15 protein-coding genes and 1 pseudogene are annotated in these 16225 nt (G+C 77.1%); 3 read left to right on the plus strand and 13 right to left on the minus strand.

Going from position 1 to position 16225, the window contains the following annotated elements:
* Window positions 1–4: 4 nt before the first annotated feature.
* The gene (locus ACIP67_RS00685) at window positions 5–898 is read right to left on the minus strand and encodes an oxygenase MpaB family protein (protein WP_401685266.1); all 894 of its coding nucleotides are present in this window, start codon (window positions 896–898) and stop codon (window positions 5–7) included.
* Between the two features lie 519 nt (window positions 899–1417).
* Here ACIP67_RS00685 and ACIP67_RS00690 point away from each other — a divergent pair.
* Window positions 1418–1921 carry a DUF1360 domain-containing protein gene (locus tag ACIP67_RS00690; protein ID WP_401685269.1) on the plus strand — a complete coding sequence of 168 codons (504 nt, stop codon included), beginning with the start codon at window positions 1418–1420 and terminating at the stop codon, window positions 1919–1921.
* A 62-nt stretch (window positions 1922–1983) separates the two neighbouring features.
* On the plus strand, window positions 1984–2163 hold the full coding sequence (locus ACIP67_RS00695) for a hypothetical protein (RefSeq protein WP_401685272.1): 180 nt from the start codon (window positions 1984–1986) through the stop codon (window positions 2161–2163).
* 155 nt (window positions 2164–2318) lie between these two features.
* Here ACIP67_RS00695 and ACIP67_RS00700 read toward each other — a convergent pair whose 3' ends face one another.
* From ACIP67_RS00700 to ACIP67_RS00755, 12 genes and pseudogenes are all read right to left on the minus strand, one after another.
* Window positions 2319–3227, minus strand: a complete 909-nt coding sequence (locus ACIP67_RS00700; RefSeq protein ID WP_401685275.1) for a glycosyltransferase family 2 protein — start codon at window positions 3225–3227, stop codon at window positions 2319–2321.
* The gene (locus tag ACIP67_RS00705) at window positions 3224–4150 is read right to left on the minus strand and encodes a glycosyltransferase family 2 protein (protein ID WP_401685278.1); all 927 of its coding nucleotides are present in this window, start codon (window positions 4148–4150) and stop codon (window positions 3224–3226) included. The genes ACIP67_RS00700 and ACIP67_RS00705 overlap by 4 nt, the downstream gene beginning before the upstream one ends.
* Window positions 4140–5129 carry a glycosyltransferase family 9 protein gene (locus tag ACIP67_RS00710; protein ID WP_401685281.1) on the minus strand — a complete coding sequence of 330 codons (990 nt, stop codon included), beginning with the start codon at window positions 5127–5129 and terminating at the stop codon, window positions 4140–4142. The genes ACIP67_RS00705 and ACIP67_RS00710 overlap by 11 nt, the downstream gene beginning before the upstream one ends.
* A complete protein-coding gene (rfaE2, locus tag ACIP67_RS00715) occupies window positions 5126–6577 on the minus strand; it encodes a D-glycero-beta-D-manno-heptose 1-phosphate adenylyltransferase (protein WP_401685284.1) in 1452 nt (483 codons plus the stop codon). Before rfaE2 ends, ACIP67_RS00710 begins: the two co-directional genes overlap by 4 nt.
* Window positions 6574–7278 (minus strand): SIS domain-containing protein, encoded by a 705-nt coding sequence (locus ACIP67_RS00720; RefSeq protein WP_401685286.1) that lies wholly within the window; start codon window positions 7276–7278, stop codon window positions 6574–6576. Before ACIP67_RS00720 ends, rfaE2 begins: the two co-directional genes overlap by 4 nt.
* A complete protein-coding gene (locus ACIP67_RS00725; protein WP_401685289.1) occupies window positions 7275–8510 on the minus strand; it encodes a glycosyltransferase in 1236 nt (411 codons plus the stop codon). The genes ACIP67_RS00720 and ACIP67_RS00725 overlap by 4 nt, the downstream gene beginning before the upstream one ends.
* Window positions 8507–9469: a glycosyltransferase gene (locus ACIP67_RS00730; protein WP_401685291.1), complete on the minus strand. Its 963-nt coding sequence runs from the start codon at window positions 9467–9469 to the stop codon at window positions 8507–8509. Before ACIP67_RS00730 ends, ACIP67_RS00725 begins: the two co-directional genes overlap by 4 nt.
* Window positions 9466–10473, minus strand: coding sequence for a glycosyltransferase family 9 protein (locus ACIP67_RS00735; protein ID WP_401685294.1), 1008 nt, complete (start codon window positions 10471–10473; stop codon window positions 9466–9468). Before ACIP67_RS00735 ends, ACIP67_RS00730 begins: the two co-directional genes overlap by 4 nt.
* Before the next feature lie 476 nt (window positions 10474–10949).
* A pseudogene (locus tag ACIP67_RS00740) lies at window positions 10950–11480 on the minus strand (D-glycero-alpha-D-manno-heptose-1,7-bisphosphate 7-phosphatase); the annotation flags it as partial.
* Between the two features lie 83 nt (window positions 11481–11563).
* Window positions 11564–12592, minus strand: coding sequence for a glycosyltransferase family 2 protein (locus ACIP67_RS00745; RefSeq protein ID WP_401685297.1), 1029 nt, complete (start codon window positions 12590–12592; stop codon window positions 11564–11566).
* On the minus strand, window positions 12589–14223 hold the full coding sequence (locus ACIP67_RS00750) for a carbamoyltransferase (RefSeq protein ID WP_401685300.1): 1635 nt from the start codon (window positions 14221–14223) through the stop codon (window positions 12589–12591). The genes ACIP67_RS00745 and ACIP67_RS00750 overlap by 4 nt, the downstream gene beginning before the upstream one ends.
* A 46-nt stretch (window positions 14224–14269) precedes the next feature.
* A complete protein-coding gene (locus ACIP67_RS00755) occupies window positions 14270–15268 on the minus strand; it encodes an NAD-dependent epimerase/dehydratase family protein (RefSeq protein WP_401685302.1) in 999 nt (332 codons plus the stop codon).
* 391 nt (window positions 15269–15659) lie between these two features.
* On the opposite strand from ACIP67_RS00755, the gene ACIP67_RS00760 reads away from it, so the two are divergent.
* The gene (locus ACIP67_RS00760; RefSeq protein ID WP_401686745.1) at window positions 15660–16223 is read left to right on the plus strand and encodes a hemerythrin domain-containing protein; all 564 of its coding nucleotides are present in this window, start codon (window positions 15660–15662) and stop codon (window positions 16221–16223) included.
* The last annotated feature ends 2 nt before the right edge of the window (window positions 16224–16225 follow it).

The raw sequence follows: 16225 nt of genomic DNA on the forward strand, positions 1-16225 counted from the left end.
GCGGTCACGGGGTGTCCGGCGGTACGACCGGCGCGCGCCGGGCCGGTGCCAGTGCCCAGCGGATCGTCATCGTGACGGCGGTACCGAGGGGCCGTACGCAGAGGGCGTCGACCAACGGGAGCCGCGGCAGGCGCAGTTCGTCGGCGGCCCAGCCGGGCAGCAGCGACACGGCGTTGGCGGCCAGCACGCCGTAGGGCAGGCGCGCGGCGAGCGGGACGGGCGGGTTCAGCAGCAGGAAGCGCGTGGTGTCCAGGGCCGCCGCGGTGGCCCTGAGCTCCGGGCGGTACGACGCCAGTCGCGCGGCCAGTTCGTCCCGGGTGCGCGGCGGGTCGGGGACCCCGAGCGCCAGGGCGATCCGGGCCGTGTCCGCCACGTAGCCGTCGCACTCGTCGTCCGACAGGGGGTGCCGGCCGTAGCGCTGGTGGGCCCGGAGGAAGCTGTCGATCTCGGCGACGTGGACCCAGCCCAGCAGGTGCGGGTCCGAGGCACGGTAGGCCTCCCCGTCCGAGGTCACCCCGTGGATGCGTGCGTGGACCGCCCTGACCTGGTCGCACGCCTGCTGCGCGTGCCCGGCGGTGCCGTACGTCGTCGTGGCCAGGAAGGTGCTCGTGCGCTGGAGCCGGCCCCACGGGTCGCCGCGGAAGCCGGAGTGGGCGGCCACGGCCGCCATGGCGAGCGGGTGCAGCGACTGCAGCAGCAGGGCGGAGAGCCCGCCGATGAACATCGACGCGTCAGCGTGCACCCGGCGGACGGGACGCTCCGGACCGAACCAGCGGGGGCCGGGCGTGCCGTGGATGCGGGCGCGGTTGCGCGGACCGTCCGGTCCGGCGACGCGGGCGAAAAGACTGTTGCCCAGCCGCTCCCGGGGGCCGGCAGCGCCCGGCCCGGTCGTCCTCATGACCGCCCGCCGGACGGCGGCGCGGCCGTGGCCGTCGTACGCGAGGGCATACGGCCTCCCTCCGCCGAACGGTTCCTGCGCCCCGGCTTCCCGCTGCCCGCCGACACAAACCGGACGGCCGCGGGGCGCTTCCGGCTGTCGGGGGCGGGGCGGGGTCTGGTGTGCTCCCGTGGGGCGGGACGCGGCCCCGTACGCCTCATGGGTCGGGGGCGCGGTCCGGTGTTGCCCCGTGGGGCGGGGCGCGGTCCGGTGTGCCCCCGCGGGCCGGGGGGCAGGGCGCGGTGCGCTTCATGGGGGCAGGGGCACCGCCCGGCCCGCACCACGGGCCAGGTGGGCGGCCCAAGGCGCCCCATGACCGGGGGCGCGGCCCGGTGAGTACGTCGCGCGACCGGGGGCGCGCCCGGTGGGTACGGCCCGCCCCCGGCGGCGGCGCCCGCCAGGAGGGCCGGCGCGCGTGTGCCGCCCCCGGGTGCGGGAACTCGGGCGCCCGTGGAGACCCGGACCGTCCGAGGAGGTGCCATGACCGCTGACGCCGTGCGGTACGAGGAGCGGAGCGACGGCGAGGAGGATGTGCCGCTCGGTGGCTACGCGGTGCTCGCCGGTACGTTCACGGCCGCTGCCGCCGTGATCGCCGGCGTGGCGCGACGGCAGGGGGTGCGGCTGCCCGAACAGGTGCCGCCGTGGGACGTGGTCCTGCTGGGCGCGGCCACGTACAAGGTGGCCCGGCTGCTCACCAGGGACAAGATCACCAGCTTCGTCCGGGCGCCGTTCACCCGCCGCAAGGGCCACGCCCTGGGCGCGGAGGTCATGGACGAGCCCCGGGGCGACGGCGTGCGGCGCGCCGTCGGCGACCTGGTGTCCTGCCCGTTCTGCTCGTCCATGTGGGCGGCGGGCGGCCTGGTCGCGGCCTACGCCTGGACGCCCAGGGCCACCCGCCTGGTCTGCGCGGGCCTGGGCGCCGTCACGCTGGCGGACTGGCTGCAGTACGCCTGGACCTGGACCCAGCGGGCCACCGAGGAGTGAGCGGGCCGCCACCGGCTGCCCCGCCTCAGCGGCGCCGTCACACGTCAGGAGGAGTGACCACCATGACCGAGCACACCACCCCGTCCCAGGCCGAGGGCGAACCGGAGGAGCCTGAGGAGGTCGACACCCGCGAGGCGTCCGGAGACGCGGTTCCCGAGCCGCAGACGACACCCTCCCAGGCGGAGGGCGAGCGCGACGACGCGGACGAGGACGCGGGCGCGGGCGGCGGCAGCGGTTCCTGAGCACCACCCCGTCCGCCCGGACGACCGCGGTTCCTCAGGCCCGCGGTGACGTGCCGGTGGCCGATGCCGCCACGACGGCGTGGGCCGGACGACGGCGTGGGCCACCGGCACGTCCCGCGCCCGCGACGCCGGCCGGCCTCACCCCGCGTACCGCCTCACCCCACGTACCGGCGGGCCGTCGACGACCGCCGGGCCCGTTGCAGCGCCGCCAGCCGGCGCTCGATCTCCGGCGGCACCGGGGAACGCTGCCGCAGTACCCAGGGCAGACCGGCGGCCGCGTACGCGAAGGCGCGCACCGACGCCGCGTCGCGGGGGACGGTGGCCATCAGGTGGGCGGTGCGCCGCAGGGCCGGCAGGAGCGGGCGGCGCAGCCAGGTGAACCAGAGGGTGTTGCGGATGCCCAGGATCCGGCGTGCGGTGCTGTCGCGGAGCACCGATGCCTGGTGATGGACCGTCAGTTCCTCGACGTAGCTCAGCCACCAGCCCTGCCGCAGCAGATCGGTGGCCAGCAGTTCCTCCTCGCCGCCGAGCCACAGCCCGGGATGGAAGCCGCCAGCGGCCCGGAAGGCGTCGGTGCGCAGGACGGTGGCGGCGGCGAGGAAGGAGCCGAGGGCCGGCCCCGGCAGGGAGTCCGGCCCGGTCAGGGGCGACTCGCGCAGCTCCTCGACGACGGGGTCCTCGGTGCCGCCGGGCTCCACGACGATACGGGCCGTGACGCCGGCCAGCCGCGGCCGCTCGTCGAGCAGGTCGGCCGCCCGCCGCAGGCTGCCCGGCTCCCACCAGGTGTCGTCGTCGCAGAAGGCGACGTACGGCGTCCGGACCCGGCGCACCGCGAGGTTGCGTCCGACCGCGCCCAGGTTGCGGCCCGGCTCCAGCAGCGTGACCTCGGGGAAGGCGCGCCGGACCGCCGCGGCCGTGCCGTCGGTCGAGCCGTTGTCGGTGACGATCACCGAGGGCCGCTCGGGCAGCTCCCGCAGGCGCGTGAGGGTGCGCAGGAGCTCCGCGCGCCGGTTGTGGGTGATGACCACCACCGTCGTCCGGGTGTCCTTCGCGCCCGTGTTCACGCCGGCCCGCCGGGTGCGCCGGGCCGGTCCAGCAGCCGGGCCGCCCGCTCCACCGCCGGGGGCAGCGGTCTGCGCCGGGCGAGCGCGGCGGGCAGCCGCACCGCGACCTCCCGCAGGGCGCTGCGGGCCCCCGGCTCACCGGCGACCGCGGCGGCCGTCAGGCGCGCGGTGGCGCGCAGCGCCACCCTGAAGGGCCGGCGGAGCCAGAGGGTCAGCACCTCGTTGCGGCGCACGCGGGCGAGCCGCCCGTCGCGGCCGCCCGGCTGCGGGTGGTGACAGGCCGTCAGGGCGGGCTCGTACGTCACCCCCCAGCCGGCCGCCGCGAGGTCGTAGGCGAGCAGGGTCTCCTCGCCGCCGAAGAACAGCAGCGGATGGTAGCCGCCGGCCCCCAGGAAGGCCTCCCGGCGCACCACGCAGGCACATCCCAGGAAACCGAGCACCGGACGCCCCGGCAGATCGGCCTCGTACGGCAGCGGCGACGCGGCGAGCACGGCGTTGAGCGGGTCCTCCGCCCGGCCCGGGCCGACCACGGTGCGGGCGGCCACCAGACCCAGCCGGGGGTGGGCGTCGAGCAGGTCCGCGGCCCGCCGCAGGGCGCCCGGCGTCCACCAGGAGTCGTCGTCGCTGAACGCGACGTACGGGGTGGTGGCGCGCCGTACGGCCAGGTTGCGGCCCACCGCGCCGGTGTTGCGGTGCGGCCTGAGGACGCGGGGGGCCGCCGGGTGGTGCCGGATCGCCTCGAAGGTGGCGTCGTCGGAACCGTTGTCGACGACGATGACGGGCGGGCGCTCGGGCAGCGCGGCCAGGGCGTCGAGGGTCCGCAGGACGCCGGCCCGCCGGTCGCGGGTGATCACCGCCACCGTGATCCGGTCGTCCGGCACCCCCTCGCGGACGGGCTCGACGGACAGGGGCTCAGCGGACACGGGCTTCCTCCTCCTGGTGCGGCGGGGCGGTCGGCCGGCCGGGAGCCAGCAGCGCCAGGGCGGCGGCGGTCGCCTCGTCGGCCCGGATGCGCAGGAGCCGGGGATCGGGCACGGCACCGTGCGGGTCCCCGGGCGGCCCGGGCTTCCACAGGGCGATGTGGCGGGCGCGGCGGGGCGGGCCCCACAGGCGCGGGGAGACCGGTCCGAAGAGCGTCACCGACGGCGTCGCGTGGGCCACCGCGAGATGCGCGAGTCCCGTGTCGCCGCTGACGACCAGCGCGGCGCGCGCCACCAGCGCCGACAGCGCGCCGAACGGCAGCCCGCCGCGCAGCACCTCCCGTCCCGGCAGCCCCGCGCGCGCGGCGACGTCCAGGACCAGCGCGTCCTCCTTCGGACCGCCCGTGACCACGACACGGTGGCCGGCGGCGCGCAGCGCGCCCACGACGGCGGCGTACCGCCCGGCCGGCCAGCGGCGGGCGGCGGACTCCGCGCCCGGGTGGACGACCACCGCACCCGGTGCCGGGGAGGCCCCGGCCGGGGCGGGCAGCCGTACGTCCTCGGGGTCGGCGGCGATGCCGTAGGACCGCAGGAAGCGGCACCACCGGGCGCGCTCGTGCTCGTCCGGCCGCCACACCGGGGGCGGGGGGTCGGGCTGGGCGAAGGCCAGCAGCCGGCCCGGGGCGAGGGCGGCGAGCGCGTCACGGCTGGCGGGACCGTTGCCGTGCAGGTCGATCGCGAGGTCCGGGGGCGGCCCCGGCCAGTGCTCCAGCGACGGCACACCCCGGTGCGGAGCCTCCGCCGGCAGGACGTCGTCCACCGCCCCGGTGGCCAGGGCGGCCTCGCGCAGCGCCGGGGGCACCGCCAGGACGACCCGGTGCCCGGGGAAGGCCCGGCGCACGCCCCGCAGCGCGGGCACCCCGGCGAGCAGGTCGCCGAGACCCAGCGCGCGCAGCACCAGCAGCCGCGGTCGCGTCGTCATCCGCGCTCCCGCTCCGGGGCCGGGCCGGACGGCCGCGGCGACCGGGCCGCCCTCGCGGCGATGCCCGTGGTGGAACGGCCGTCCAGGTAGGGGAGGAGGACGACCTGCCCGCCCCAGCTCTCCACGAGCGGCGCCTCCGGCAGCCGTTCCAGGGCGTAGTCGCCGCCCTTCGCCCAGATGTGCGGGCGCAGCTCGGCGAGCAGCCGCTCCGGGGTGTCCTCGTCGAACACGGCGACCGCGTCCACGCACTCCAGCGCGCGCAGCACCCGGATCCGGTCCGCCACCGGCACGAGCGGCCGTCCGCCGCCCTTGCGGCGGCGCACGGAGGCGTCCGAGTTGACGCACACCACCAGGCAGTCCCCGGTGCGGCGGGCGGCCTGGAGCAGCGCGACGTGGCCGGCGTGCAGGAGGTCGAAGCAGCCGCCGGCGGCGACCACGGTCCCGCCCGCGGCCCGGACCCGGGCGGCCGTGCGCAGGGCGTCCCGCGTCGGTTCGCCCTCGGCGTCCCGCGCCGGTCCGCCGTCGGCCGGCACGGGCGTGGGCGGGGAGGGGTCCGGGGCCGTCCCGAGGGAGCGGACGCCCCCCTCGGCGACGTACCGGGTCGCCGCGTGCACGGCTTCCCGCACGGCGGTCTCGGTGAGTCCGCCGTCCGCCAGGCACCCGGCGGCGGTGGCGGCGAAGCGGTCGCCCGCCCCGCAGGCGTCGCCCTCGGCCGTGACCGGCGACGGCACCAGCAGCGGCGTGCCGCCGTGCGACAGCAGCGCGCCCCGCCCGCCCAGGGTGACCGCGACGGACGCCGCCCGCCAGGTGCGGACCAGGGTCTCGGCGTCCCGCGCCGCCGTCCGCAGGGAACGCGCGTCGGCGGGCGGTTCACCGCCGGCGAAGGCCCGCGCCTCGCTCGCGGACGGGGTGACGAGCCGCACGCCGGGCACCGGCCGTTCCCCGCGCGGGTGCGGGTCCCAGACGACGGGCACCCGCGCGGCCACGGCCCGGAGCGCCTCGCGCAGGACCCCGGCGGCGCCCCGGCCGTAGTCCGCGACGAGGACGGCACCGGCACCCTCGACCGCCCGTCGCGCCTCGTCCGTCGCCTCCAGAGCCCGGCCCTCCCCGTCGTCCAGGCGCAGCAGCGGCGTGCCCTCCGCGAGGACCCGGGTCTTGCTGGACAGGGCCCCGGCCAGCGGCAGCCGCACCAGGCGCACCCGGTCGGCCAGCAGTGCCGCCAGGGCCCCGCTCGCCTCGTCGTCGCCGAGCGCGGTGACCAGGGTGACGGGCCGGCCGTCGGCCGCCGCGAGGACGGCCGTGAGGGCGGCCCCTCCGGGCCGGGAGGCGCGCCGCGCCCCGCTGACGACCGGGACGGGCGCGTCGGGAGCCAGCCGGTCCGCCCGCCCGCACAGGTCGTGGTCGAGCAGCGCGTCCCCCACGACGAGCAGCGGGGCCGGGGCACTCATGCGCCGTCCTTCCCCGCCGCGGCCGGCCACTGCCCGGCGGCCGGGCGCTGCCGTTCGACGGCCGGTTGCCGTCCTTCGACGGCGGCGCGCCGCCGGTCGACGGCCGAGTGCCGTCCCTCCACGGCGGCGCGCCGCTCGACCGTCAGGTCGAAGGACTCGCAGAGCATGTGGACGGCCACCAGGTGCAGTTCCTGCACGGTGGCGGCGGCCGCCGCCGCCACGCACACCGCCCCGTCCGCGGCCCCCTCCAGCGGATTGGGCGCCGGGCCGGTCAGCGCCCACACGGTCAGGCCTAGACGGTGGGCCTCCTCCGCCGCGACGAGCAGGTTCTCGCTGGCGCCGCTGGTGGACAGCAGCATCAGCACGTCCCCGGCCCTGCCGTGCGCGGTGACCTGCCGGGCGAAGATCTCCTGGACGCCGTAGTCGTTGGCGATCGCGGTCGTGGCGGAGGTGTCGGCGTGCAGGGCGAGCGCGGAGAACGGCGGGCGGTCGTCGCGGTAGCGGCCGACCAGCTCGGCGGAGAGGTGCTGGGCCTGGGCGGCGCTGCCGCCGTTGCCCGCGACCAGCAGCCGGGCCCCCGCCGCCAGCCGGCCGGCGAGGCCGGCACCCCACCGCCGCAGCACGGGGGAGGCGTACTCGCGGAACCCTTCGAGCGCCTTCATCAGGTCGTCGCAGTGGGGGACATCGGTGACGCTCTTCATCGGACGACTCCCGAGAGCGAGGGGACGGAGGACACGGCGCCGTAGACCCGGGCCACGCCGTCGGCGACGCGGTCCCAGGTGTAGCGGGCGAGGACGCGGCGCCGGCCGGCGGCGCCGTACCGGGCGAGCCGGGGCGGGTCGTCGAGGAGGGCACGGACGGTCGCGCCGAGGTCGTGGTCGTCGTCCGGGGGCACCAGGACGCCGGTGAGGTCGTCCACCACGGTGTCGAGCTGGCCGCCGACGGCGGAGGCGACGACGGGCGCGCAGCAGGCCATCGCCTCGACCGGCACGATCCCGAACGGCTCGTAGCGGGGCAGCGACAGCACGACGTCCGCCGCGGACATCAGCCCCGGCATCCGGTCCGGGCTCACCCCGCCCAGCAACGTCACCCGGTCGGCGACCTGGCACTCCTCGGCGAGGGCGAGCAGCCGCTCCGCCTCCGGTTCGGCGCCCAGCAGCGCCGGTTCCGGCCCGCCCGCGACGAACAGTTCGGCGTCGGGCACGTCGGCCAGGGCGCGGATCGCCCGGTCGAAGCCCTTGCGCGGGACGAGCCGGCCGACCGACAGCAGCCGGCGGGGCGCGGAGGCGGGCCGGCGGGCGCCGGCGACCGGCGCGAACAGCGTGGGGTCCACCCCGCAGGGGACGACGGAGATGCGGTCGCGGGGCAGGCCCATGGCGACCAGCTCGGACACCTCGTCCGCACAGGTGGCGACGATGCCGGCGCACTCCCGGCCGACCGCCGTCTCGATCGCGACGCGCTGCGGCGGGCTGGTGTCGGCGGCGCCCTGGTGCCGCTTCTTCACCGTGCCGAGCGCGTGGTACGTCTGCACCACGGGCACGCCCAGGGCGCGTGCCCCGGCCAGTGCCGCCATCCCCGACATCCAGAAGTGGGCGTGCACCACATCGGGTGGCTCCGCCGCCCACTCCCGCGCCAGCCACGCCCCGAACTCCGGCATGTACGGCAGGAGTTCGTCCTTGGGTATCGGAGCCGGCGGTCCGGCGGGCACATGCACCACCTTCACCCCGTCCGGCGTGGTGACCCGGGCCGGCAGCCGGGGGTCGTCGCGCCGCGTGTAGACGGCGACCTCGTGGCCCCTGCGGGCCAGCCGGCCGGCGAGGCGGGCCACGTACACGTTCTGTCCGCCCGCGTCCGGGCCGCCGAGCTCGGCCAGGGGGCTGGCGTGCTCGGAGACCATGGCGACGCGGCCGGCCGTCGGGTGGCTGGGGCTCATCGGGTGACCTCCTTGATCAGGCGCTCCCAGTCGTCGCGGAAGCGCCGTTCTCCGTAGCGGGCCTGTACCGCGGCCCGGGCGGCCTCCCCCGTCGCGCGGGCGTACGCCGGGTCCGCGGTGAAGCGGCGGACGGCGTCCTCCAGCACGTCGAACCGGTTGGAGACCACCCCGGCTCCCGCGGGCACGGCCTCCCGCACCTCGGTGGTGTCGAGCGCGACCACGGGCATCCCCAGGAACATGGCCTCCAGCAGGGAGAGCCCGAGCGACGTCCACCGGACCGGATGCAGGTACAGGCGGCAGCGGGCCATCGCCGGGTGCAGGTCGCCCTGCGGCAGGTCCCGGCCGCGGCAGCGGTCGGGCGGCAGGCCGAGCCGGCCGCAGAGGCCTTCGGTGCGCATGCCGAAGACGTCCAGCGGCACGGTGCGGGCGAACCGGGGCAGCAGGTCCGTCCCGGTGGTACGGCCGCGCCGCACCGGTTCGTTGACGACGACGGCGGCCCGGGGCTCCTCGCCCGTCCACAGGTGGCCGGGGTCGATGATGCCGTGTTCGATCACGGTGGTCGGCGCGCGGCCGTTGTCCCACATCAGCCGGTTGAAGTGGGTGACGTGCACGAGCGTGATGTCGGTGCGGTCGGCGAGGGGGTGACGGGTGCCGACGGCCGACTCGTGCGGGCAGTTGTGCTCGACGTAGACGGCGGGGACGTCGACGCCGGGCCGGCGGCCCGTCCACTCCTCGGCCAGGCCGAGCTCGTGCGGGCGTTGCAGCACCATGAGGTCGATGCCGGCCCCGCGCAGCCCGGCGGGGCCCACCTCGCGCACCGAGGGCGGCCACTCCCACGTCCTGGCCCGCCCCAGCCCGTCCGGCCCGCGCTCCGGTGTCACCGGGACGAGGAAGTCGTACGGGCCCTGGACGAACGACGTCAGCCATGAGCCGTGTACATGCCAGACGAGAATGTTCATGCACGCTCCTCGACGAGTTTCCGCACCGCCTGCACCACGTCCCGGCCGGTGACCTCCTCCAGGCACGGATGGCCGGGCACGGGGCAGTGCCGGGCCCGGCTGTCCGCGCAGGGCGCCCGCTGATCGCCGAGCAGCACGCTCGGCACGCCGTACGGCGCCCACCGCTCGGCTGGTACGACGGGCGCGAACAGCGACACCACCGGCGTGCCGACGGCCGCCGCCAGATGGGCGGGGCCGGTGTTGCCGCACACCACGACGTCGGCGGTGCGCAGCACGCCCGCCAGGGTGCGCGGATCCGTCCGGCCGCCGAGGTCCACCGCCGTGTCCCCGCTCACCCGCCGGGTGAGGTCCGCCTCGCCGGGACCGCCGGTGACGACCACGCGGTGCCCGGCCTCGGCGAGCAGGGCCACCGCCTCGGCGCAGCGCCCGGGACTCCAGGCGCGGGCGGGCGCGCTGGCCCCGGGGTGGACGACGACGTACGGACCGTTGCCGGTCAGCGCGACGGTGTCGGGCGGCGGCAGCACCCGCAGCCGGCCGTCGTCCCCGGCGTGCGGCGGGAAGCCCATCGCCGCGGCCGTGTCGAGCGCGGCCTGCGCCTCGTGCCGGCCGGGCAGCCGCCGGTGCCGTACGTCCAGCAGACGGCCCGGGTGGTCGACGCTGTCGGCGCCGATCCGCCCGACGCCCGCCAGACGCAGCACCAGGGCCGTGGGCAGGGGGCTCTGGTGGAACGACGTGAGGACGAGCGCGACGCCGAACGCGCCCTCCCGCAGCCGCCGCACCAGACCCTCGACGTCGGCCTCCCGGACCGAGGGCGGCTGCGGGCCCTCCCACGGCGCCTCCCACACGATCACCTCGTCTACGCCGGGCAGCAGCCGGGCCGCGGGGGCGCCCTGCGGACCGCAGAGCATCGTCACCCGGGAGCAGCGCGCCGCGACCGCCCGGACGGCGGGCCCGGCGAGCAGTACGTCGCCGAAGCTGTCGAGGCGCACGACCAGTGCCTTCACGACCGGCCTCCCCACTCCCCGGTCGCCCTGGCCGCGGTGTCCTTCCGCGCTCCGGTCGCTCTGGCGGCGGTGTCCTTCCGCGCTCCGGTCGTCCTGGCGGCGGTGTCCTTCCGCGCTCCGGTCGCTCTGGCGGCGGTGTCCTTCCGCGCTCCGGTCGCTCTGGCGGCGGTGTCCTTCCGGCCTCCGGCGGTCCGGGGTGGCCGGGCGTCGTGTGCCTCGGTCGGTTCGGTGCGGGTGTGGTCCCGCGCCCCGGCAGCCGGGGATGGCCGGTCGCCATGTGCCTCGGTGGGTTGGGCGGGGGTGTGGTCCCGCGCCCCGGCAGCCGGGGATGGCCGGTCGCCATGTGCCTCGGTGGGTTGGGCCGGGGTGTGGTCCCGGGACCCGGCGGTCCGGGGCGGCCGGGCGTCGTGCGCCTCGGTGGGCGGGTCCCCCGTCGCCGTCGGGGCGCGGGCAGGGGCGTCCGCCCGGGCACCGCACGTCAGGATCAGGTGGACCGCCGTCAGCAGGTCGGGGGCGGTGAGGGGGGCCGTGCGGATCTCCGCGGGCAGGGTCGCCGGGGTGGGGACGAGGACGGCCCGGGCGCCCGCCGCACGGGCGGCCAGGACGTCGGCCCCGATGTCGCCGATCACCACGCAGGCGCCGGGGGCCACGCCCAGCCGCCGCGCCGCCTCGATCACCAGGCCCGGCCGGGGCTTGCGGCAGGCGCAGTCGTCGTCGGGCAGGTGCGGGCAGTACACCCAGGCGTCCAGGCCGCCGAGCAGGGCGTCCGCCCGTTCGTTGACCCGCCGGACGTCGGCGTCCGTGAGCAGCCCGCGGCCGATGCCCGACTGGTTGCTGACCACCGCGGTCGGGACGCCACGCGCCCGCAGCAGGCCGAGGGCCTCCCGGGCGCCGGGCATCGGGCGTACCAGGCCGGGGTCGCCGTTGTAGGGGACGTCCTCGACGAGGGTGCCGTCCCGGTCGAAGAGGACGGCGCCGACGAGGACGCGGCGCCGCACCGGGCGCAGCCGCACCGGGCGCAGCCGCACCGGGCGCAGCCGCACCGGGCGGTGCGCGCCGGGTCCCGCCGCGGGGACGGCCACCGCCCGCTTCACGGCCGGCCTCCCACCGGCACGGCCCCGCGGTGCCGCACCGTGCCGTGCAGCCAGTGCCCGACCGCGAGCGGCGGGATGAGCACGCTCGTGGCGAGCATGGTGCCGATCTCGTGGCGGGTGCGGGGCCCCGGGCCGATCCGGGCCAGGGCGAACTCGGCCGTGCCGAGCGTCCACAGGGCGCCGGCCAGGCCCGCGGCGCGGTGGCGGCCGGCCGCCGCGCACGCGGTCGCGGCGAGCGCGGCGGCCGTCACCAGCACATGCCGGGGGAGCCGCCCGCGCGGGGCCTCGGCGCGGCCCCACCAGTCGCGGCCGTGCAGCCGGTTCATCAGGGCGTCGTCGGCGTTGCCGCGCTGGGCCCGCACCGACACCCAGCGGTCGGCCGGGCGGACCGGGTGCCGGGTCGTGCGGCTGCCGCGCCGCAGGGTCCAGCCGGCCTCCCGCATGCGCAGCGCCAGGTCGGCGTCCTCACGGAAGGCCCGCCGGAACCGCTCGTCGAAGCCGCCGACGGCGGCCAGCGCGGCCGTCCGGTAGGCCATGTCGGCGGTGGCCCAGGCGGCCCGCTCCAGCCCGGCCGTGCCCCGCTCCCAGTCGGTCGGCCTGCGGTCCCAGGGCAGGGGGACGGTCAACCGACCCTGGACGCCGCCGGTCGTCGCACCGGCCGCCCGGAGGTCCTCGGCGAGGCGGCGGGACCAGTCCGGCAGCACCTGGACGTCGTCGTCGAGGAAGACCGTCCACGGGGTGCCCACCGTGTGCCAGCCCGCGTTCCGGGCGGCCGCCGGACCGCGTCCGCCCGTGCGCAGGCAGCGGACCCGCTCGCGCAGGACGCCGGCCGCCTCCAGCGGCAGCCCGCCGACGGGCTCCGGGCGGTCGTCGACCACGACGACCTCCTCGGGCGGATGACCGGCGGCCGCGGCGAGCGCGCGCAGACAGTCGGCGAGGCACGGCCGCCCGACCGTCGGCACGACCACCGCGTACGCGGGGGCGCCGGGCACGGGGGCGCCCGGAGCCCCGGACGCGTCCCTCATGCGAACACCTTCTTCCGCCGGACGGCGAACGGCCCCAGCGCCAGCAGGTCCACCGGCGCCGACCCGAAGCACTCCAGGGCGTCCCGCGGATCGTCGACCATCGGCCGGCCCGCGGTGTTCAGGCTGGTGTTGACCACCACCGGCAGCCCGGTCCGCCGCTCGAACCCCTCGATCATCCGGGCCACCAGGGGTTCCTCGGCCCGGTCCACGGTCTGGATCCGCGCCGTGCCGTCCACATGGACGACGGCCGGGATCCGCTCCCGCCACTCGGCGGCGACGTCGTGCACGAACAGCATGTACGGGCTGGGCAGCGGCCCGTCGAACAACTCCGCCGCCCGCTCCGCCAGCACCATGGGGGCGACCGGGCGGAACTCCTCCCGCCCCTTGACCGCGTTGAGGCGTTCCAGGTTCTCCGCCCGCCCGGGGTGGGCCAGCAGCGACCGGTGACCGAGCGCCCGGGGGCCGTACTCGCTGCGGCCCTGGAACCAGGCCACGACACCGTCCCGGGCCAGTTCCTCGGCGACGGTCTCGGCGATGTCGTCGGGCTCCTCGTAGGGGACGGCCGCCCGCTCCAGCCAGGCGCGCAGCTCGGCGTCGCTCCAGCCGCGGCCCAGGGCGGCCGTCGGCATGGCCTCCACCGTCTCCTTCTGGTGGGCGACGTGCAGGGCGGCGCCGAGCGCCGTGCCCGCGTCGCCGGCCGCCGGCTGCACCCAGACCCGCTCGAACGGCCCCTCCCGGTACAGCCGGGTGTTCGCCACGCAGTTGAGCGCCACCCCGCCCGCCAGCGTCAGGACGGCCTCACCGGTGCGCTCGTGCAGCCGGCGCGCCAGTCCGAGCAGCACCTCCTCCAGGCACGCCTGGGCGCTGGCGGCGAGGTCGGCGTGGTCCCGCGTCCACGGGGCGCCCGCCGGACGCGGCGCCACCAGCGAGGCCCACGGCACGGTACGGGCCCGGAAGCCGCCCCGGCCGTCCAGCCCGACGTACGCGCGCAACGCGTCGAGGAAGCGCGGCTCTCCGTAGGAGGCGAGGGCCATCACCTTGAACTCGTCGCTGCAGCGCAGGAATCCGAGGTGCTGGGTGAGGTCCTCGTAGAACAGGCCCATCGAGTCCGGCAGCGACTGCGAGTCCAGGACGGTGAGTTCACGGTTCGCGTAGCGGCCCGCGAGGTGGGAGCCGCACTCGCCGCGGCCGTCGAGCACCAGGACGGCACAGTCCGGGTAGGGGGAGGCCTGGCCGGCCGAGGCGGCGTGGGCGACGTGGTGGGGGACGAAGCGGACCTTGGCCGGGTCGAGTCCGGGCAGGGCCTCGGCGAGGAACTCCGGGGCGCGCCGCGCGTAGTCCTGGCGCAGGTGGTCCCACGGGTCGTGCAGTCCCAGCCGGTCGGCGGGACGGGCGAGTTCGGGGTCGTAGGAGTAGGCGACCGCGTCCAGTTCGGACGGGTCGAGCCCGGCCCGGTCCAGGCACCAGCGGGCGGACAGCTCGGGCAGCTCCCAGGCGGAGAAGGGCAGCGGCCGCTTGCCGTGCTTGCGGCGGCTGAAGCGCTCCTCCTCCGTCGCTGCCACGATCCTGCCGTCCATGACGAGGGCGGCGGCGGGATCGTGGAAGAGGGCGTTGATACCCAGGACACGCATGCAGTGCCTCCGTGGCGGCGTGGGGGAAGGCGTCGGGGGGACGACGTCAGACCTGCGGTGCCGGCTCCCGGGCCGGCGGCCGCGTCGCGGCGAAGTGGGCGATCGTGTGCTTGATCCCCTCCTCCCAGGGCACCTTCGGCGCCCAGCCCAGCAACTCCCGGGCGAGGGTGGTGTCCGGGCGGCGCCGCTGGGGGTCGTCCACGGGGCGGTCGACGAACTCGATGCGGGAGGACGACCCGGTCAGCTCCACCACCCGGCGGGCGAGGTCACGGACCGTGACCTCGTCGGTGCCGCCGATGTTCACGGGCCGCACCGAGTGGCTCGCGGCGACCAGCAGGATGCCGTCCACCGTGTCGTCGACGTAGCACAGGGAACGCGTCTGGCTGCCGTCGCCCGCCACCGTGAGGGGCTCGCCGGCCAGCGCCTGGCAGACGAAGGTCGGCACGGCGCGGCCGTCGTGGGCCCGCATGCGCGGCCCGTAGGTGTTGAACAGGCGTACGATCCCGGCGTCGGCGTCCCGGACCCGCACATGGGCGGTGACCAGGGCCTCGGAGAACCGCTTGGCCTCGTCGTACACGCTGCGCGGCCCGACCGGGTTGACGTTGCCCCAGTAGTCCTCGCGCTGCGGGTGCACGAGCGGATCGCCGTACACCTCGGACGTCGACGCGAGCAGGAAGCGGGCCCCGTCGCGCTCCGCGACGGCCAGCATGGCGCGGGTGCCCAGGCTGCCCACGTCGAGCGTCTCCAGCGGCAGCCGCAGGTAGTCGGCGGGGGAGGCGGGACAGGCGAAGTGCAGCACCACGTCGTAGGGCCCGGCCAGACGGTCGGCGCAGTCCGGCGCGGAGACGTCGCACTCCACGAACCGGAAACCGGGGCGGTCCTGGAGGTGGGCGACGTTCACGCGTGAACCCGACACCAGGTTGTCCGCGCAGTCGACTTCGACTCCCGAACCCAGCAGCCGCTCGCACAGGTGGCTGCCGAGGAAGCCGGCACCGCCCGTGACCACGGCGCGGCGCCAGGGCAGGGATGAGGTGGCTTCGGTCATGGGGGACACCCTTCAGCCGCATCCGGAAGACGCTGAGCAGCGCAACGGGGTCCGGTGCGGCATGCGACGCAGTGACGACAGGGAGGGCACGGGCCGGACGGTTCCTGCCGCCGATCGCAGCACCTTCCCGGCCTGACCGCCGTTTTCCCGACGGCACCGGCACGGAGTCTCCGTGCCAGTAGCTTTCACACGTTGACTCCTATTGTGCTCACGCACCGCCGGTGCGCGACTCCTGACCCAGCGGCACCGGCACCGACCGGCACCGACCGGCACCACGGCCTGTCCGCCCGCACGAACCGGTCACGACCCGGGTGTCGGCCCGGCACCGCGGGGCACTCGGCCCGAGGCGGGTCCGACCGGAGCCGTCGTGCCCAGGCTGGAGGTGAAGGACATGGGTCATGGTGGGAACGTCGTCGACGAACTGGTGACCGATCACCGTGAGGTCGAGGAACTCTTCGGCAAGATCGAGGCGCTGCCGTCCGGACACAAGGACCGCAAGCTGCGGGCGGACCAGGTGACGATGGAGCTGGTCCGGCACTCGGTGGCGGAGGAGGCCTACCTCTACCCGGCCGTGCGTGAGCACGTACCCGGCGGGGACGCCATCGCCGACAAGGAGCTGGAGGACCACGCCAAGGCCGAGCAGATCATGAAGGACCTCGAGGGCTGCGAGGCGGACGACCCCGAGTTCGACCGGCTGATCAGGATGCTGATGACCGAGATCCGCGACCACGTGGCCGACGAGGAGGGCAACCTCTTCCCCCGGCTGCGCGCCGCGTGCTCCCCGGAGGCCCTCGACGAACTGGGCGACAAGGTCCGCCAGGCGAAGAAGACGGCGCCGACGCGGCCCCACCCGGCCGCTCCGGACAAGCCGCCGGCCAACAAGATGCTGGCCCCGGGCGTCGGCCTTGTCGACCGGATGCGCGACGCGCTGACCGGGCGGGGCAAGAAGAGCTGAGA

It is taken from the genome of Streptomyces sp. NPDC088812 (assembly GCF_044750285.1).
GTDB lineage: Bacteria > Actinomycetota > Actinomycetes > Streptomycetales > Streptomycetaceae > Streptomyces.